Raw genomic sequence first — 19,132 nt, 5'->3', positions numbered from 1 at the left:
TTTACTGCGCGGCGACTTTCCCCGCCTTGTCCGCCGCCTCACGAATGGTCTGTACTTGATACTGCGGATCTGCCTTGATCTGCTGTTCGGTAAACGGCAGCACACTCCACTGTTTCTTCGAAAATGCCTCGGTCTGATCGCGCGAATACTTCGATGCCGGATCGCTGGACAATGAGAACGCCAGCAACCCTTGTGCGTGCGGCCCTTTGTCATCGAACGTCACCACTTGCAGGTAACTGGTGCCGCTGACCACCTCAAGTTTGCCGTCCTCGCGTGGCACGCTCTGGATCGCGTTGTAGATCCCCAAAGTGCCCGGCCCGCCATGAATCGGCGTCTGCTGCCCGCCGCTGCTGACCACCTGGATATGCCCCCAACGGGTTTGCGGCGTGAGGCCCATCTTGCCTGCCAGTTCGGCCGACGCCAGCATTGCTGCGCGCAATTGCCTGGCCACCGCTGGCTGCTCGACAGCCAGACCGCGCGGTGTGTGTTGCGCATCTTGTGGATCGAAGGCAATGCGCCAGATATCCGCTGACTCTTGCAACGTTTGCATGATATTCCGGAAATGCACTAGACCCAGACCCGAATCCAGATTGGCCCGCCCGTCCCACGCCTTCAGGCTGGCACAGACCGGCTTCAGTGCTTGCGCGTCGGCGCCGAGATCCGCTGCGCAGAACTTCAGCAGATCCGGCACGACCTGGCTCGCCAGATAAACCTGATCGTCCATCACCATCTGCTGCAGATCCTTCACCGCCACCGAACCTTTCTTGCTCAGGCCAGCCAGGCGATCCAGGGCAAACCGGGAACGCAGACCCAAAGGCTGCCCTTCCTGACTGATCAGTGGCGAGAAGCCGGTGAGCGGTTGCGCCGGGTTGGCCAGCCACGCGGAATCGTTGGAGTGCTGGACGAAGTCCTTGCGCAGCAATTGCGGCAATTGGCTGGAAGCATAAATACCCTTCTGCGCGGCTTGCGGGTCGATGTCCCAGGCACAGCCACTGTGGGAGCCGTCCAGCACGATCATCCGCGTACCGGCGCGCGGGTCACTGCACTTGGCCAGTTTTTCATTACTGACGTTCGGCACCACCGACAGGTTCATGTACAGCGTCTGACCCTTGTCATCCACGGCGAGCGTATTGACCCATGGAATGCCTTGAATCTTGTGCACCGAATCCTGCAAATCCTGGAGCGTGGCGGCCTGATTCATTGCATACCACTGCTTCAGCACGCGATCGTTATCGAGGTTGGCATCACGCAGGCTATAGGCGAACTGATTGTCCCAGTCGAGTTTGCCCGGCCATTGCACAATCGGCCCGAATTTCGAGCTGTAGATGTCGCGCGTGACCGGTACCACCTGCCCGTCGGCCTGTTTGACCTGCACAGTCACCGTCTGCTTGCTCATCGGCAGTGATTGGCCATCGAGCAGATATCGCGTCGGGTCTTTTGGGTCGAGTTGCAGGCGATACAACGTGAAGTGCTTGGAGGAATCGACCGTGTGGGTCCAGGCCAGGTGCTGGTTGAATCCGATGTTGATCATCGGCAGGCCCGGCAAGGCAGCCCCCATGACATCCAGTTTGCCGGGAATGGTCAGGTGCATTTGATAGAAGCGCATACCGCCGACCCACGGAAAATGCGGGTTGGCCAACAGCATCCCGCGACCGTTGAACGAACGCTCACTGCCCACCGCCACGGCGTTGCTGCCACGATCGAGGGCAAAGCGCTGCTGGCGGGCGTCCGCCATCTGGTAGGCGTGTGCATCGTGTTCAACCTGCGCCGTCGCCTGTGGCGGTGTGGCACCCGCCAGCGCTTCGGCAAACTGGCCGACACCGCCTTCGACCAACAGGCGACGGGTCAGCTTCACCAGATCTTCAGGCGCGATGTCGCGCACCCACTCGCCCTGACATTGTTGCGGCAAGCCTTGCGGTCGGCGTTCGGCAAGGTAGTGGTTGTAGCCGGCGGCATAACCCTCGACCAGATCACGCACCTGGGCAGGCTGTGCCTGCCAGAACGTTTTGACCGCCTCAGGGGTGTTTAGCCAGGTGAAGAACACATCGCTGACGCGGTTTTCGCGCTGCTCGACGGTGAATTGATCCGGGCCGAAATAGCGTGAACGCTGGCCGTTGACCGTGACGATCTCGTTGGCCAACAGACACAGGTTGTCCTGCGCATAGGCATAACCGATGCCGAAACCAAGACCGCGTTCATCTTGAGCGCGGATATGCGGCACACCAAAACCGGTACGGCGGATCTGTGCACTGGTATCGACGGCCGGGCTGAACGCCTGAGCGGACAGGCTCAGCCCGAAAAACATACCGGCTAGGGTCACTCCGGTTAATTGCCTGGAAATAATCACGCTCGCTCCTGATCGAAATACCGAAGAGCGGATCTGGCGTTGCCGCGCGAAAAACATGCCGGGCAGCGGACCCACTCTGGAAACACCCACGCGTCCACGCGCAATGAGCCTGTCCTGAGAAACGAAGCCGAAGAAAAAAAATTTAGCCCGCCGCAGGGCGTTAAGGCAGTGATTACAAGCAAAAGACGAATTTCCGACAAATTTTCTACATTTTTTCTTTCATGATTTGTCGAGCTGATACGTCTTGTTTAGAGAGTTCACAAAAACCTTTCCCGATCAGGCTCTGAAAAGGAGTAATCGCATGTACAACTCGCAACTACCAACGGACGGTAGCCAGGCCCCAAAAGGAGCTTCCATGAGCCCCCACGCGAGCGATTTCGGGCAACGCGTCGAGCGTCACGGCAACGAACGCATCCGCCTGCTGCTGAAAAGTTTCGGGCTGCGCACCAGCCTGATTCGTCTGAAAGTCATCGATGCCCTGCTGGTTGCGGCGCAAAGCGACCGTCGTCTGGGCGTGCGCGGCGTCCACAGCCAGTTGCTGGACCTGGATATTCCGCTGTCCTTCCTCAGTGTGCGCGAAGTGCTCAAACGTTTGTGCGCCGAGGGGGTGGTCACCTTCAATGCGGACAAGAGCTACAGCCTGCATCCACAGGCTGCTGCCGTCCTCAACAACGATTGAAGCGCTTGGCGATCGCCGTCAGGGTTTGACCTTGCGGCGCATCACGCCGTTGATAATCACCACGACCACTGCCACACCAATGGCGATGTACTGGAACGTCTTTTCATCGATCTTCCCGGCGTTTTGCAGCCAGGACAGGCCGAGCATGATCGCCAGCACAGACACGGCGATCAGAATCGAATAAATCAAGCGTTGCTTCTGGGTCATTGCGGTTTCCTGAAACTTTGGAATGTATCCGGTTTGTATCCGCTTGCATGCCATGCACTTACCGTTTTACGGGGATGCGCCGCAGCAATCGGGGTCTCATGTTACAGCCGATGAAGAGTTTTGGCTTCATGACGGCATTACCATGAGGAACTTTCAAATGCTGCGTCGAATCACCTGGCTGATTCCCGTTCTCGCCCTGCTGACCCTGAGTGGTTGCATCATCTTCCCCCACGGCGGTGGGCATGGCGATCATCATCGTTTTTACCAGGGAGGCCCTGGCTATTATCAACACCGCTAGAACAGCACAACTCACCCCGCCCGCCCGGTCAAAAATGTACCGGGCAGGAACGCCACAACCCCGATCAACTTGAAAACAATGCCCGCCATTTCGCGGGCATTTTTTTGCCTCGGAACTTGCCAACCGCCGGCAACTTCCGGCACTACGGAAATATTGGATCCATTAAACAACCTGAAAGCATTGGACATTTAATGTCTCAGCAAAGCGTTAGGCGACGCGAACATCTGCACCTAGTCTCTGGCAACTCTTTCGAGACTTTAAACAGGGATGTCCATGCACAGAACATTAATAAAAATCGGCCCCAGACAATTGATCGGCTTTTGTCTGGCGCTTACCGTTTTTGAACTACTGACCTATATGGCCAGCGACTTGATTATGCCGGCCATGTTGAACGTCACCGCAGAATTACAAGCGGATGCCCATCATGTTCCCTACGCGTTCAATCTTTATCTGTTGGGAGGAGTCTGCCTGCAATGGCTGATCGGACCGCTGTCGGACCAATGGGGTCGACGGCCGGTATTGCTTTGCGGCTGCGCGCTGTTCGCCGCCTCCTGTACAGCGGCATTCATCACCAACAGCATTCAAACGTTCAATCTGCTGCGTCTTGTACAAGGCATGGGCCTGGGTTTTGTCGTGGCGGTCAGTTATCCGGCGCTCCAAGAAGTATTCTGCGAGGCGGATGCCGTGCGCCTGATGGCTCTGCTCGGCAATGTCGCGCTGCTGTCACCGTTACTTGGCCCGTTACTCGGCAGCCTGCTGCTGGAATGGTTGACCTGGCGCGAATTGTTTCTGGGTCTGGGCTTGATAGCGGGTGCCGTCTGGGTGGGGCTGTACGCCTGGATGCCGGAGACCGTAGGCGTTGTGCGCCGGGATGGGTGCCAACCAGCGTCGCGCGCTTTCTCCGTTGCTCAGACGCGACAGCGCTACCTTGCCCTGCTCGGCAACCGCAGGTTCCTTGGCGCAAGCCTCGCGCTGGGCCTGATGAGCTTGCCGCTGATCGCGTGGATCGGGCTGTCGCCGTTGCTGCTGATCCAGGTGTCGGGCCTGACATCCTTACAATACGGCCTGTGGCAAATCCCGATCTTCTCAGCCGTGATTGCCGGGAATCTGATCCTCGACCGCTTGCTGGTCACTCACACGCTACCCCGCTTGATTCGACTGGCGCTTTGGCCGCTCTGCCTGGGCCTGCTGGCGCTGATGGGCTGCGCGTTGCTCGGCGCTGGCCTGGCGCCAGTGGTGGCCGGTCTGGCGCTATACGCCGTGGGACTGGGCATCAGCAATGCCGCGCTGTATCGCCTGGCGTTGTTCAGCACGGACGACAGCAAAGGTCTGGTCTCGGCCATGATCGGCATGATCTCGATTGCCGTGATGGGCATCGGCGGCTCAATCATTGCCGCCATCGGCGGTGGCACTCGCCTTGAATTATTCGCCCTGTGTGCCGCGCTCAGCGGCCTGTTGTGCCTGCCCTTGCTGCACGGCTTCTTGCATGGCGCAAAAACCGCCTCCGGTCCAATTCGATAAAGGAATATTGATGATCCACTTACCCTCAAGTAACGCGCTCTGCGCGTTGACACACCCCTATTGCGCGGATTCGGTGCCGCCTGACCTGTTCAACCAGGCCATGACCGAAATCAGCCGGTTTCACTGCCAGCACACACCCGGCTACGAACATTGGTTGAATGCGAATGGACTCGACGCGCACGATCTGGAGAGTCTCGATGACTGGTCACGCCTGCCGCCGATATTTGCCAACTACTTCAAACAAAAACTGCTGCTCAGCAGCGTTGGTGAAGACGCTCTGGAATTGACGTCCTCCGGCACCAGCGGCCAGAAAAGTCGCATGCGCTATGACGAGCGCAGCCTGGCCGCCGCCCAATTCATGGTCGCGCAGATTTTCCGTCACTACGGCTGGGACACCCCGGACACGCCGTGCAACTACCTGCTGCTCAGTTATGAGCCGCAAGGTCGCATCACCTTGGGGACCTCGTTCACCGATCAGTTTCTGTGTCGTTTCGCCCCTCCCCATCGCGTGGTCTACGCCCTGCGCAACAATGGTAACGGCCATCAATTCGACGTGTTCGGCGTCATCCAGGCCTTGCAGTCGTTCGCCGAAGAAGGTCTGCCGGTGCGCATCCTCGGCTTTCCGGCCTTTCTCTGGCAAACCCTGCAACGCATGCAGGACACCGGCGTGGGCAATATTCAATTGCCCGCAGACTCGCTGGCCTTCTTCGGTGGTGGCTGGAAAACCCAGGCCGCCGACGAGATCCCCAGACAGCAGCTCTATGCCCGCATCCACCGGCAATTGGGCATTGAAACGTCCCGTTGTCGCGATGGCTACGGCGCCGTCGAGCACGCCGTGCCTTACATCGAATGTACTCGGCACCATTTCCATGTCCCGGTCTATTCGAAGGTATTTGTTCGCAATCCGGCAGATTTATCCCTACTGCCCTACGGTCAAAAAGGTTTGCTGAGTTTTGTCTCACCCTACATCTCGTCCAGCCCTGCGCATGCCGTCGTGATGAGTGACCTGGCCACGTTACACCCCGGCGCGAGTTGCGGCTGTGGACTGGCCAACGACTGGTTCGAACTGCATGGCCGCGCCGGTACAACGGCGGGCAGAAGCTGCGCGATGGCGGCAGCCGAATTGCTGGGGGGACACTGAGATGTATTTGATAAATGGGCATCTGCACGACACATACAACTTCGAAGACGCACTTGAATGCCTGCAACAGGATCTTGCGCAGCACCTGAGTACGCCGCTTGAAAGCAGCACCGTGGTGACGGCCGCCACACGCTTTGCCGAGCAATTGCGCGACACCCCCGACGCGTTCGCACTCGATACCGAACAACGGCAAGGCCTGATCGACTTCTGCGCCGCGGAAAAATTGCAGGTCAAACTGCAACGCGAACTCGGCACGCAGCCCGACTCTTTGCGCCGGATCGATTATCGGCAAGCGCGCTTCGAATGCTGGAGTCCGCTCGGGTTGGTGGTGCACATCACCCCGGGTAACGCGCCGCTGCTGGCATTCTGCGCGGTACTGGAAAGCTTGCTGGCGGGCAACGTCAATTGGTTGCGCCCCAGCAGCAGCGATCAGCATCTGACCGCCCGACTGCTCGACGCTTTGAAGCAATGCGACCCGAGCGGACAACTCGCCGGTTACGTTGCCGTATTGCCGGTCGGCACTGCGCAGATTGGCCGATTGTGCCAACGCGCCAACGGTGTCGCGGCCTGGGGCGGTGAATCGGCCCTGCAAGCGATTCGTCAACAGATTCCAGCGGGCTGCCGCTGGATCGATTGGGGACACCGCATCAGCTTCGTCTACCTGACAGCCGATGCCGCCACGCCGCAGGCCCTGGACGCTGTGGCGGATGAAGTCTGTCGGCTGGATCAGCAGGCCTGCTCAAGCCCGCAATGGTTGTTGGTGGACAGCGACGACCCGGCAGTGCTGCGCGACATCGGTGAACGCCTGGCCGCGGCTTTCGAACGGCGCAGCGGGCAATGGCCGGCACTGCTGCCCACGCCTCAAGAGGCGTCGCAAATCACCACGCACATGCAAATGTCCCGGCTGGCGCAAAGTTTTGCCGATCAAACCGGCCATGTCTGGAGCGCACCAGGCTGGCGGGTGATCTGGGCACATGAGCGCCAACTCGGTCCTTCGCCATTGTTTCGCAGTGTGCTGCTGCATCCCGTGCCCCGAGCGCTGATCACTGCCTCTCTGCTGCCATGGCGCAATGTCCTGCAAAGCTGTGCCCTGCTGTGCGCCGACTCGCACATCGGCGAACTGGCCCGGACGTTGATTTCTGCCGGTGTGACACGTATCGCGCCAATCGACGGCATCCACGATGGCTATGACGGTGAACCGCACGATGGCGTCTATGCGTTGCAACGGCTCAGCCGGCGCGTGTCTGTCAGCTTGCCTGCCGCAGTGCTGGCAAACCATGTCACCCTCGACCGCACGCCAACGCCCGCGTTGCTTCCCGGCCGGCCGATCATGAACAAAGAAGCGTTCATCGCCCAGCCGATCAACGCACAAGCCCAGTTGTATTTCCGTTCGGGAGGCAGCAGCGGTACACCGGCGTTGTCGGGTTACAGCCATCGCGATTTCCAGCGACAGATGCGCGCAACCGCCGACGGTTTGTTCGCCGCAGGCCTCGACCCATCGCGGGACCGGGTAATGAATCTGTTCTTCTGTGGCGGGCTGTACGGTGGCTTTCTGAGCTTTGCCAAAGTGCTCGAACTGCTCGACATCACGCACCTGCCCATGGGTGCCCCGACCGACGATGATTACCGTGAAATCGCCCAACTGATCGTCGATCAGCGCGTGACCGTACTGATGGGTATGCCAAGTACTCTGCACCGCCTGTTCCTCAACGAACGGCAACGACTGCAAGCCTATGGCGGGATCGACAAGGTGTATCTCGGCGGCGAGCACCTGAGCGAACAGAGCCGGACACTGCTGCGCAGTTGCGGCGTGTCCAGCATCCGCTCGGCGATCTACGGCAGCGTCGACGCCGGCCCCCTCGGTCACGCCTGCCAAGCGACAGGCGATGGCGTGTTCCATCTGATGACCGACACCCAGCATCTGGAAATCGTCGCGTTCGACGATGATCGCCCCGTGGCTGACGATGAAATCGGCCGACTGCTGTTCACCTCCATCGCACGGGAAGGGCAGCACGTTCAGCGGTACGACGTCGGTGACAGCGGACGCTGGTTGTCCGGCCCCTGCGCCTGTGGACTGACCTCACCGCGCTTCGAACTGCTGCAACGCCACGGCAAGCTGATCCGCATCGGCACCGACTTCATTTCATTGAGCGAATTGGCGTCGCACCTGCAAGTGCCGTTTCAACTGCTGCTCGATCATGCGCCCGACGGCCTCGAGCGCATGCAACTGCGTAGCGAGCTCAACGCACAGGAAGTCCGGGCCCGGTTAGCAAATTACCCGACGCTGGCGACCGTTATTGAAACCGCTCTGTTGGTTCTGGAAGTTGAGGTCTGCGCCACGCAAAACTTCACGCGAAACAAACACAGCGGCAAAACACCGTTATTGATTGATTCGCGACGTCAATAAAAACCACGAATTCGATTAGCCCTTTATTGAAAAAGAGAACGCTGTGAAAACAACTGATTCCGTAAACGAGTTGATAACGTTTGCTCGTCATCACTCGCACTACTATGGGAAACACTTCGCTGATATTTCCGACACAATTACATCGCTCACACAACTACCCCTGATTGATCCGGTTGAATATTGGAGCGACAGTCAGATCCTCAGTCATTGGCCGGTTCTGACAGGATCGGTAGAACAGGCACTGGTATTTAAAACCGGCGGTTCAAACAGTGCCGGCAAACTTTCGGTGTATACCCGTGATGAATGGCGCCGGTTGGTGCGTGAGTTCGGTAGCAGCCTGAAATGGCAATTCAAATCCGGTGACCGAGTGGCCAACCTGTTCTTTGCAGGTGATCTCTACGCCAGTTTCCTGTTCATCCACGACTCCCTTGCAAATGTCGCTGAAAATATCACCGAGTTTCCATTCACTGGCGACGTCGATTCGGCCGTTCTGGCCGAAGCGATCATGCAGAATCGGATCAATGTGCTGGCAGGCTTGCCCGCCCACTTGCTGACTTTTGCGAGCTGGCTCAAGCATCGGGGGCAGACACTGTCCGGCGTTGATACCCTGCTCTATGGTGGAGAAAGTCTGTTTGCTTCACAGCGCCACCTCCTCAACCGGGCGTTTCCCAATGCGCGCATCAGCTCTATCGGTTACGCCAGCGTCGATGCCGGCTTCATCGGCGCTAACCATCGCGACTGTGCCGACGGCGAGCATCGCATGCATGACGGTCACGCCCTACTGGAGATCATCGACGAACAGTCCGGTGAGGTGATCGAGGCGTGCGATCGCGCTGGCTTGTTGGTGATCACCAACTTCAACCGGCGCCTGATGCCGTTGATTCGTTACCCGGTTGGCGACCGTGCCTGCTGGCGCGAGCCCGCAGGCACTGCGCAGCGCAAATTCGCACTCAAGGGCCGCAGCGCGAACAGCCAACGGGTACGGGTGGGTATTTTGTCGCTGATCCCTGATGAACTCGCCGAACTGGTCCGACGCACCGCCGCCAGTGACGACTGGCAACTGGTCATAGAACAGGTCGCGCACAAGGACGTATTGAGCCTGAAATGGGTGGCAACCGCCCAATCCACCACCATGGCCGAGGTCAACCTGGGGCTGGAGGCCGGGCTTATCGAGTTGTACCCGTTGTTCACGCAACTGCAGGCAGACCAACTTATGGATCTGCAAGTGCGCTGTTGCACGCTTGAAGATCTGCCACGCCATCCTCGCTCGGGCAAATGCCTGCGCGTGCTGGATCTGCGCCGCTACGAACACAACGACAAGGAGTTGGCCGATGGAACAGTTGATCCTGCGTAACTATCGCGAAACCGATGCGACGGCCGTCAGCCAACTTTTCCGGCAGGTCTATGGCGACCATTACGTGCAGCCCCATGTGTACCTGCCGCATCTGATCAGCCAGAACCACGCCGACAAGCGCTGGCACTCGCTTGTCGCCGTGGTCGGGCAACAGATTCGCGGCCACGCCACGTTGTTTCGCGACACGAACTCGTACACCGCCGAACTGGCATTGAGCGCCGTACATCCTGATACCCGCGGGCAAAACATCGCCACGCGCCTGGGTCAGCAACTGTTGGCGCACGCACAAGCGCTTGGCTGTCACGACGTGTCAATCAAACAGGTGACCCATCATCCGTACACGCAACGCATGGCAACCACCCTCGGCTTCCACAACACCGGACTGTTGCCGGATTACGTGCCCTCACCGTTCGGTAGCCCGGCGCCTGAATCGATTGTCCTGGGCTGTCGCGTCATCGACGGCTATCAACGCCCTTTGCCCAGGCAGGCCTGGCCGGCCAGTTGCCGGGCCTTCATGCAGCATCTGTGTCGGGTATTCGGTACACAGGAGCAAATGATTCAATGGCGTGGCCCGGCGATTCAACTTGAACAACACGCCAATCGGCATGACATGCGAATCAAGGAATTGGACCCTGTCCTGCTAAAACAGATACGGCGACTGCCGCAGCACTGGTTGATTTCTATCCGGCTCGGGCTGTCGCAGCACTTTGCCCGCGACCTGGACAGACTGGCGGCCATTGGATTTGTGTTTACCGGGCTGGCACCCGTTGACGGAAATGAAGGGGGATGGCTTGCGCTTTTCCATCGGGGTATGCACCCGCGTGCGCTGGCGCTGCACTGCCCGAACATGCAACGTCTGCACGATCAGATGCAACTGCAAACCGCAGACATCTGGCATTGAAAAAACGGCCCGCTCCTGGCGACCGGGCCGTTTTCAAAACTCAGGCCTTGGCGCTGATACCCTTATCGTTCGGTGTTGCTACGCTGCGGCCATTACCCATGCCGTAGGTCTTGAGGTTCTGCAACACATAGATGGCCTTTTTGTATTCAGGGATCAGGCCATTGGCGTACTTGTCGCCCTTGATGTTGTTGGTCTGGATGGTATCCAACTGCGTGGCGAAATATTCCAGCGCGTTGAACTTGGCGTCGGGGTCTTTCGGCACGCCGAACCGATCAAACTTGTCGCCAGCATTAAGCAGCGTCATGGCGGTGATCTCGGATATCAATCCACGTCCGCGCAGAAAAGCACTCAGATTGCCCAGACTTTTGGCCGAGACGTTTTCCGGATCGAAGCCCTTGACGTTCTTGTGCAGCTTTTGTCTGTCCATTTCAGCGATGTTGAGCGCGTTGGGATCATTGCCCACCAGGTTCAGCATTTGCTTGACCTTGGCGCTTTGCGTTACCGGTTTTCCGCGAGTACCGGTGTCCTGTACCAACAGACCTGCCTTGCTTTGCCAGGCCCCGGTGTAGCCGATAGTCATGGGTAAGCTCCTTGGAAGACGAGCATGAAAATGTCCTTTTGATCGACTTGAATGCGCAGAAGTATCTACCGGCCAACTAATGGCACCAACTCTTTTCATGCATCCGTTTACAATTCTTGTACATTCTCGATACAAATCGACAAACGCCCGTAAATGCTGGCCCGCAAGTTCTCTTCCAGACAATTTTCATTAGGCTTTTTGCACTAACGAACCGCCTGGTTAGTTTGTATGTATCAAACCGGATACCTCCCGGCCATCGGGTCGCGTCTTTTTAGTACGCCTGTACCTAAAGCTTCTCGACATAGCGACGATACGTTAGGCATACCCCCACTGTTTACCCCACGCCCCCTAATAAGAAACGCAGCTCAAGGACCGGTCTCCATGCCCGCATTCCGCACCATTCAGGCTCGCTACACGCTGTTTCTGGTTCTGTTCATTCTGTTGTTGTCCGTACTGACCGTGGTTGGCATCAGCCAACTGGTCGCTCCCAAGCTGCGTCATACCGAAGAACAGGTAGTGCTCAACCGCATCGCCGAAGTCGCCGAACAGATTCAGGGCGAACTGAACAAGGTTCAGGCGCAACAGCGCAGCATCACCCAGACCATCCCACTGCTCGACAGCGCGGCCATCGACTCGGTGTTGCCAGGTCTGGTGGATCAGTACGGCGAGCTGAAGGTGTTCGGCGGCGGCATCTGGCCTCTACCGGGCCAACGTGAAACCGGGCGCAACAAGTTCAGCACCTTCTGGCACCGCGATGCCTCGGGCAAACTGGCGGTCAACACGTTCTGGAACAGTGACGCGGCCCCCAACTATTACGACCAGAGCTGGTACAAGGGCGGCATGGCTACGCCACGCGGTCAGTGCGCCTGGGCCGCGGCCTACAAGGACGACGCCAGCGCCGAGCCGCGCACCAACTGCGCCATGGCCATTCAGAAGAACGGCAACGCCTGGGGCGTGTCGACCATCGACGTGACACTGGGCTTCTTCAATGACCTGGTGGCTCGCAAGGAAAAAGACCTCAACGCCGAAATGCTGATCGTCGAGGCCGACGGCAAGATCATCAGCAACAGTTCGCGCATCAGTGGCCCGATCGTGCTGAAGAACATCAGCGAACTGGCCGCCAGCTCCACCTTCGCCAGTCAAGTCAAAACCGGCCTGCAAAACCGCGATCAGGCGCAACGTGTCGAGTTCGACAACAACGGTGAAGCCAGCACCTTCTTCATGCGCCCGATCGAAGGCACGCCGTGGTTCCTCGCCACTGCCCTGCCGACGAAAATGCTCACCGCCCAGCGCGACGACGTGCTCAGCACGCTGAGCCTGTTGCAGATCCCGATGGTGATCCTGCTGGTGCTGTTGCAACTCTATGCGATTCGCCAGTTGGTGCAGCGCATGAAAGCCTTGAAAGCCAACATCGACCTGCTCTCCAGCGGCGATGCCGACCTGACCCGACGCATCACCATCCGCGCCGAAGACGAACTCGGCGCCATCGGCCATTCGGTCAACACCTTTATCACTTACCTGCAAAACATGATCGGCGAGGTCACCCAGGCCACCGGCGCCATGGCGTCGAGTCTGGACAACCTGCAGCGCACTTCGGCGCACACCAGCCAGATCCTGTTACGGCATGCCTCGGAAACCGATCAGACCGTTACCGCTATCACCGAAATGAGTTCGACCGCCGAGAGCGTGGCGCAGAACGCCGCTGAAACCGCCGCGTTCACCCAGCGCGCCAACGAAAACGCCGACCGTTCGCGGGTGGTGGTGGGCGAAGCAACCAACAGCGTGGTGGCGTTGATCGACGAAGTGGCCAGCGCCACCCACAAAGTTGAAAACATGCAACAGGACGCCCAGCGCATCACCGAGATCCTCGGGGTGATCGGCGCAATTGCCGGGCAGACCAACCTGCTGGCCCTCAACGCCGCCATCGAAGCGGCCCGTGCCGGCGAGCAGGGTCGTGGCTTTGCCGTAGTGGCTGACGAAGTGCGTGCCCTTGCCGCCCGCACCCAGGCCAGCACATCGGAAATCAACGAGATGTTGACTCGCCTGACCCAAGGGGTGAGTTCGTCGGTCAGCGCCATGGAAAACACCCAAGCCAGTTGCCAATCGGCCGCCGACGCCACGGCACGAGTCAACTCCGGGCTGGATGAAATGGCCGGCTCCGTCAGCCACATCAACAGCCTGAGCACACAAATCGCCACCGCCGCCGAGCAACAGAGTGCAGTGACCGAAGAGATCAACCGCAGCATGGTGCAGATCCGGCACATGGTCGATGAACTGGTGCAAAGCGGCCAGGCCAGCGAACTCAACACCCGTCAGCTGCTGGAAGCCAATAGTCGCGTGAGTGCGATCATGGGGCGGTTCAAGGTAAGTTGAGCCTCTGACAAATTTGTAATCTCTCGCTCAGCAGGCTGTCAGGGTTGATCTACGATCATCCTGCCAGCCTGCGCTGTATCAACTTGTAACATTGCGTTGATGCGGGACAGGATAATTCGGTCAAACTGCGTTCTTTTTGGCTGCCATCCAAGTCGAGAGCCCATCATGCGAACCCACCTGCGTCTGGTCGCCCTGAGCGCCCTGTTCATCTCCTCCCTGGCGCAAGCCGCCGACCTGATCCCCATTGAAGTGCATCGCGACGCGAACTGCGGCTGCTGCAAAAAATGGATCAGCCACCTGGAAGCCAACGGTTTCAAAGTCGAAGACCACGTCGAAAGCGACATGAGCAGCTTCAAGCAAAAACATGGCGTGCCGCCGCGCCTTGCCTCCTGCCACACCGGCATCATCAACGGCAAATTCGTTGAAGGGCATGTGCCGGCCGAACAGGTATTGGCGTTGAGCAAGCGTGACGATTTGCTCGGCGTTGCCGCACCCGGCATGCCGATGGGCTCACCCGGCATGGAAATGGACGGCATGAGCGATGCCTATCAAGTGATCGGCCTGAAAAAGGACGGCGCTGACGTGGTGGTGGCGGACTACCCGGCCCATTGATGGGCGCTGCTTACATCGGCTTGTTCTTTGCGGCATTCGGCGCGGCGACGCTGTTGCCGCTGCAGTCGGAGGCCTTGCTGGTCGGGTTGATCGTCAGCGACCGTTACTGGCTCTGGGGTCTACTGGCGGTGGCGACGCTTGGCAATGTGCTCGGCTCGCTGGTCAACTGGTGGCTGGGCCGGGAGCTGGAGCGTTTTCAGGATCGACGCTGGTTTCCGGTCAGCGCCACGCACATGGCCACGGCTCGCAAGCACTATGAGCGTTACGGGCATTGGTCGCTGTTGCTCAGTTGGCTGCCGATCATTGGCGATCCACTGACCCTGATTGCGGGCGTGATGCGCGAGCCGCTCGGGCGTTTCCTGCTGATCGTCACCCTCGCCAAAGGCGCACGTTATGCCGTACTGGCCATGCTGACGCTGGGCTGGCTCGGTTGAACATTCAGGCCCGGAGATTGCCTGTGTTTAACGTCGCCCTAATCCGGCCATTCCAGCATCCGCCGATTTCATACGGAGTTTGAACTTATGTCTGTCGCGATTTCCCGTTGGCTGCCGGGCTTGTTCCTTACCGCTGCCCTGCCCCTGTTTGCCCATGCTGCAGCCACCCCGGCCGAAGGCCCGGCATACGGCCCGGAGTTGCAGGGCTTTGAATACCCTTACACGCTTAAACATTTCGCCTTTCAGTCACAGGGTAAATCCCTGCAGATGGGATACATGGACGTCGCCGCCCACGGCAAGGCCAACGGCCGCACCGTCGTGCTGATGCACGGCAAGAACTTTTGCGCGGCGACCTGGGACAGTTCGATCAAGGCCCTGAGCGAAGCGGGTTACCGTGTGGTCGCACCGGATCAGATCGGTTTCTGTACCTCCAGCAAACCGGACAATTATCAGTACAGCTTCCAGCAACTGGCGACCAACACTCAGCAGTTGCTCAAAGCGCTGGGCATCCAGAAAGCCACCCTGCTCGGCCATTCCACCGGCGGTATGCTCGCCACCCGTTATGCGCTGTTGTTCCCTGATCAGGTCGATCAACTGGCACTGGTCAACCCGATCGGTCTGGAAGACTGGAAAGCCCTCGGCGTGCCGTATCGCACGGTGGATCAGTGGTATCAGCGCGAACTCAAAGTCACTGCCCAAGGCATCCGCGACTACGAGCGCACCACTTACTACGATGGTCGCTGGAAACCGGAATTCGACCGTTGGGTCGACATGCTCGCAGGCCTGAGCAAAGGCCCGGGCAAAACCCAGGTGGCCTGGAACTCGGCTCTGATCTACGACATGATTTTCACCCAGCCGGTGTACTACGAGTTCAAGGACTTGAAGATGCCGACCCTGCTGCTCATCGGCACCTCCGACACCACCGCCATCGGCAAGGATCTGGCACCGCCAGAGGTGAAAGCGCAAATCGGTCACTACGACGTGCTCGGCAAACAAGTGGCCAAATTGATCCCGCAGTCGACACTGGTGGAGTTCCCCGGCATGGGCCACGCTCCGCAGATGGAAGAACCCGAGCAGTTCCACAAGGCACTGCTCGGCTGGCTGGATAAGACCAATCCCGTTCGTTGATGAGGTAGCGCTGATGGCGGTGCAGATTGCGGTAATCGATGACTGGCAGGACGTGGCCCGCGACGTGGTCGACTGGTCGGTCCTCGACAGCATCGGTGAAGTGACATTCGAACATGATTACCCGGCGGACAACGCCACGCTCGCCGAACGGCTGGGCAAGTACCAGGTGATCTGCGTGATGCGCGAACGCACGCGGTTCGATGAAGACCTGCTCAAGCGCTTGCCCAATCTCAAGTTGCTGGTGACCGGTGGTATGCGCAACGCCGCGCTGGACATGCAGGCAGCGGCAAAATTGGGTATCAAGGTCTGCGGCACCGACAGCTACAAACACGCCGCGCCCGAACTGACCTGGGCGCTGATCATGGCGGCCACGCGCAATCTGGTGAACGAAGCCAATTCGCTGCGCGCCGGTCAATGGCAGCAAAGCCTGGGCGGCGATCTGCACGGCAAGACGCTGGGTATTCTCGGCCTGGGCAGTATCGGTCAGCGAGTGGCGCAGTTTGGGCAGGTGTTCGGCATGCGGGTGATTGCCTGGAGCGAAAACCTCACGGCAGAACGTGCGGCACAGGCCGGCGTGACCCATGTCAGCAAGCAGGAACTGTTCGAACAGGCCGATGTGCTGTCGGTGCATCTGGTACTCAGCGAACGCAGTCGCGGGCTGGTCGATGCGCAGGCGCTGGGCTGGATGAAACCGACTGCACTGTTGGTGAACACGGCTCGCGGGCCTATCGTCGATGAAGCGGCGCTGATCAAGGTTTTGCAGAAACAGCGTATTGCCGGGGCAACGCTGGATGTATTCGATCAGGAGCCACTGCCCGCGCTGCACCCTTTCCGCACGCTGGACAATGTGCTGGCGACACCGCACGTGGGGTATGTCAGTCGGCAGAACTATGCGCAGTTCTTTTCGCAGATGATCGAGGATATACAAGGCTGGTCGGCGGGCAACCCGGTTCGTTTATTGAACTGAAACCCTGTAGGAACTGCCGAAGGCTGCAATCTTTTAATCTTGATCTTTGCAAAGCAGGATCAAAAGATCGCAGCCTCGTTTCACCCGACAGCTCCTACAGGAGCCATGCAGTCATCCAAATCAATAACTGCCCGCACCACAACAGTGCGCCCTCTCTCCCCACCAGCACAAAATCGTGACCGTCCAGTCACCGTTTTGACCCATCTCCCCAAAAAAACCTGCACTTCGTCGGTGCGTTTCCCCCCTCACACCACGGTTTCCGTGCCTCGCCAACCGATTGTCGAACAATTTACCCATTCCCCCTCGCCCGCTCTAGGATCTGGCCTAGACTCATTTTCGCGGGGCGAAACCGGCCGGTCACACCACAGCAAAATAATCGAAACTTTTGCTGAAGACGGCGGGTCATCTGAAAGGCAGGGGGAACGCGACTGGTTCATTCCTTGCAATGGCCTCACCACCCATTCTGCTAGCGCGTGTTGGGTAGCGTTTGCTCACCGATGCGAGGCGCGTTTGCGCCCGGCCACAGGACTTGGCCATGGACATCGCTTGTTCAAGACAAGAATCAGATCAACGAGACGGGAGATTCATATGATCAGTGCGGCATTGGATATTCAGGGAGAGCGTGCTCAGCAGTCAGTAGGCGAATCGAGTACCGTCAGCGTTCCCGGCAGCCGATCGATCAGCGTCCCCGGCACCAAGACGCTGACTCCGGTCGCGAGTCAGAATCCCAACAAGAAAAAAGTATTGTTCGTGACCTCGGAAATCGCAGATCTGGTGAAGACCGGCGGCCTGGGTGACGTTTCCGCCGCCCTGCCCCGCGCCATGGCCCATCTGCACGACGTGCGGGTGTTGATCCCCGGTTATCCGCAGGTGATGCACAGCGAAAACCCGATCCATATCATCGGCGAACTCGGCGGCCACGCCGCGCTGCCACCGTGCAAGATCGGACGCATGGACATGCCGGACGGGCTGGTGATCTACGTGCTGATCTGCCCTGAGCTCTACGAGCGCGAAGGTTCGCCCTACGGCGCCAACAACGGTCGCGACTGGCCAGACAACCACATTCGCTTTGCTCGCCTGGGTCTGGCTGCTGCCGATATCGCCGCCAATCTGGCCCAGATTCACTGGTGCCCGGATCTGGTGCACGCCCATGACTGGCCGGCCGGTCTGGCCCCTGCCTATATGCACTGGCGCGGGCAGCGCACGCCAACACTGTTCACCATTCACAACCTGGCCTATCAAGGCGTCACCAGCCTCGGCTCCTGCCCCGAGCTCGGCATTCCGAACCATGCCCTGCAACAGGAAGGCATGGAGTTCTACGGCAAGATGTCGTTCCTTAAGGCGGGGATGGCCTATTCGAGCCACATCACCACAGTCAGCGCCACCTACGCACAGGAAATCACTACCCCGGATTTCGGCTGCGGCCTCGACGGCTTTCTCGCCGCCAAGACCCAGCAGGGTTTGCTCAGCGGTATCCCCAACGGGATTGATGAGAGCTGGGACGCGGCCACTGACCCACATCTATTCGCGCCCTTCGCCATTGGCGATTGGGTAGGCAAAGCAGTCAACGCCGCTCACGTTCGTGACCTGTTCGGGCTGAAAGACTCCGAAGGCCCGTTGTTCGCCGTGGTCTCGCGCCTGGTCTATCAGAAAGGCCTGGACCTGACCGAGGCAGTCTCCGAGTACATCGTACAGAACGGCGGCCAGATCGCGATTATCGGTCGTGGCGAGCCGGAAGAAGAGCAAGCCATGCGCGAATTGGCGCTGCGTTTTCCCGGCCAGGTCGGCGTACGCATCGGTTTCAACGAAACCGACGCCCGCCGGATGTTTGCCGGCAGCGATTTCTTGCTGATGCCTTCGCGTTACGAGCCATGCGGCTTGAGCCAGATGTACGCCCAGCGCTTCGGTTCGTTGCCGGTAGCACGCAACACCGGGGGGTTGGCCGACACCATCGAAAACGGCGTCACCGGGTTCCTGTTCGACGAGTCCACCGCCGACAGCTACCGCGAAGCCCTGAGCCGCGCCTTCAAGGTCTTTGCCTTTCCCGAACTGCTCAACGCCATGCGTTGCCGGGCCATGGCCGCGCCATTCAACTGGTGTAAAGCGGTCGAACCCTACGCTGAACTCTATGAACAACTGGTCGCCAAGGCGCTGGGTAAAGCACACCACAAATAATCAGGGAG

At 59.0% G+C, this 19,132-nt stretch carries 16 protein-coding genes and 2 pseudogenes; 14 read left to right on the top strand and 4 right to left on the bottom strand.

The genetic code is table 11. The features are described from left to right. Position 1: 1 nt before the first annotated feature. Complete coding sequence (pvdQ, locus tag ACA074_RS13485; protein ID WP_497679242.1) at positions 2–2,347, bottom strand: bifunctional acylase PvdQ; 2,346 nt, start codon at positions 2,345–2,347, stop codon at positions 2–4. Between the two features lie 301 nt (positions 2,348–2,648). Here pvdQ and ACA074_RS13480 point away from each other — a divergent pair, with 301 nt between their 5' ends. Continuing rightward, the gene (locus ACA074_RS13480; protein ID WP_497659476.1) at positions 2,649–3,026 is read left to right on the top strand and encodes a fe2+ zn2+ uptake regulation protein; all 378 of its coding nucleotides are present in this window, start codon (positions 2,649–2,651) and stop codon (positions 3,024–3,026) included. An 18-nt stretch (positions 3,027–3,044) separates the two neighbouring features. Here the strand turns inward: ACA074_RS13480 and ACA074_RS13475 are convergent, their stop codons facing one another. Continuing rightward, positions 3,045–3,233 (bottom strand): hypothetical protein, encoded by a 189-nt coding sequence (locus ACA074_RS13475; protein ID WP_187678337.1) that lies wholly within the window; start codon positions 3,231–3,233, stop codon positions 3,045–3,047. Positions 3,234–3,390: 157 nt separating this feature from the next. Here ACA074_RS13475 and ACA074_RS13470 point away from each other — a divergent pair, with 157 nt between their 5' ends. Next, on the top strand, positions 3,391–3,531 hold the full coding sequence (locus ACA074_RS13470; protein ID WP_187678336.1) for a hypothetical protein: 141 nt from the start codon (positions 3,391–3,393) through the stop codon (positions 3,529–3,531). An 11-nt stretch (positions 3,532–3,542) separates the two neighbouring features. Here the strand turns inward: ACA074_RS13470 and ACA074_RS13465 are convergent, their stop codons facing one another. Then, positions 3,543–3,719 (bottom strand): hypothetical protein, encoded by a 177-nt coding sequence (locus ACA074_RS13465; RefSeq protein ID WP_497679241.1) that lies wholly within the window; start codon positions 3,717–3,719, stop codon positions 3,543–3,545. Positions 3,720–3,804: 85 nt separating this feature from the next. On the opposite strand from ACA074_RS13465, the gene ACA074_RS13460 reads away from it, so the two are divergent. Genes ACA074_RS13460 through ACA074_RS13440 form a run of 5 tightly spaced genes read left to right on the top strand, consistent with a single transcriptional unit; the run spans position 3,805 to position 10,855 of the window. Continuing rightward, positions 3,805–5,052, top strand: a complete 1,248-nt coding sequence (locus ACA074_RS13460) for an MFS transporter (protein ID WP_497679240.1) — start codon at positions 3,805–3,807, stop codon at positions 5,050–5,052. 10 nt (positions 5,053–5,062) lie between these two features. Next, complete coding sequence (locus tag ACA074_RS13455) at positions 5,063–6,193, top strand: LuxE/PaaK family acyltransferase (protein ID WP_497679239.1); 1,131 nt, start codon at positions 5,063–5,065, stop codon at positions 6,191–6,193. A 1-nt stretch (position 6,194) separates the two neighbouring features. Further along, positions 6,195–8,600 (top strand): aldehyde dehydrogenase family protein, encoded by a 2,406-nt coding sequence (locus ACA074_RS13450; protein WP_497679238.1) that lies wholly within the window; start codon positions 6,195–6,197, stop codon positions 8,598–8,600. Between the two features lie 43 nt (positions 8,601–8,643). Further along, complete coding sequence (locus ACA074_RS13445) at positions 8,644–9,954, top strand: phenylacetate--CoA ligase family protein (protein WP_497679237.1); 1,311 nt, start codon at positions 8,644–8,646, stop codon at positions 9,952–9,954. Beyond that, on the top strand, positions 9,932–10,855 hold the full coding sequence (locus tag ACA074_RS13440; protein WP_497679236.1) for a GNAT family N-acetyltransferase: 924 nt from the start codon (positions 9,932–9,934) through the stop codon (positions 10,853–10,855). The genes ACA074_RS13445 and ACA074_RS13440 overlap by 23 nt, the downstream gene beginning before the upstream one ends. 40 nt (positions 10,856–10,895) lie before the next feature. On the opposite strand, the gene ACA074_RS13435 is transcribed toward ACA074_RS13440, so the two are convergent. Further along, entirely contained in the window at positions 10,896–11,435 is a 540-nt protein-coding gene (locus tag ACA074_RS13435) for a hypothetical protein (protein ID WP_187678329.1), read from the bottom strand. 228 nt (positions 11,436–11,663) lie between these two features. On the opposite strand from ACA074_RS13435, the pseudogene ACA074_RS13430 reads away from it, so the two are divergent. The 7 genes and pseudogenes from ACA074_RS13430 to glgA all read left to right on the top strand — a co-directional run. Further along, positions 11,664–12,947: pseudogene (locus tag ACA074_RS13430) on the top strand (HAMP domain-containing protein); the annotation flags it as partial. A 339-nt stretch (positions 12,948–13,286) separates the two neighbouring features. Further along, positions 13,287–13,808, top strand: a pseudogene (locus ACA074_RS13425) (methyl-accepting chemotaxis protein); the annotation flags it as partial. 165 nt (positions 13,809–13,973) lie between these two features. Continuing rightward, the gene (locus tag ACA074_RS13420) at positions 13,974–14,420 is read left to right on the top strand and encodes a DUF411 domain-containing protein (RefSeq protein WP_187678327.1); all 447 of its coding nucleotides are present in this window, start codon (positions 13,974–13,976) and stop codon (positions 14,418–14,420) included. Continuing rightward, complete coding sequence (locus ACA074_RS13415) at positions 14,420–14,854, top strand: YqaA family protein (RefSeq protein ID WP_497618094.1); 435 nt, start codon at positions 14,420–14,422, stop codon at positions 14,852–14,854. Before ACA074_RS13420 ends, ACA074_RS13415 begins: the two co-directional genes overlap by 1 nt. Before the next feature lie 87 nt (positions 14,855–14,941). Further along, entirely contained in the window at positions 14,942–15,982 is a 1,041-nt protein-coding gene (locus tag ACA074_RS13410) for an alpha/beta fold hydrolase (protein WP_497679235.1), read from the top strand. 13 nt (positions 15,983–15,995) lie between these two features. Then, positions 15,996–16,949, top strand: a complete 954-nt coding sequence (locus ACA074_RS13405) for a D-2-hydroxyacid dehydrogenase family protein (RefSeq protein ID WP_497679234.1) — start codon at positions 15,996–15,998, stop codon at positions 16,947–16,949. A 588-nt stretch (positions 16,950–17,537) separates the two neighbouring features. After that, positions 17,538–19,124 carry a glycogen synthase GlgA gene (gene glgA / locus ACA074_RS13400; RefSeq protein WP_497679233.1) on the top strand — a complete coding sequence of 529 codons (1,587 nt, stop codon included), beginning with the start codon at positions 17,538–17,540 and terminating at the stop codon, positions 19,122–19,124. The last annotated feature ends 8 nt before the right edge of the window (positions 19,125–19,132 follow it).

The sequence above is a fragment of the Pseudomonas sp. LBUM1655 genome (assembly GCF_059716085.1).
This window is presented reverse-complemented; position numbering and strand designations above follow the sequence as displayed.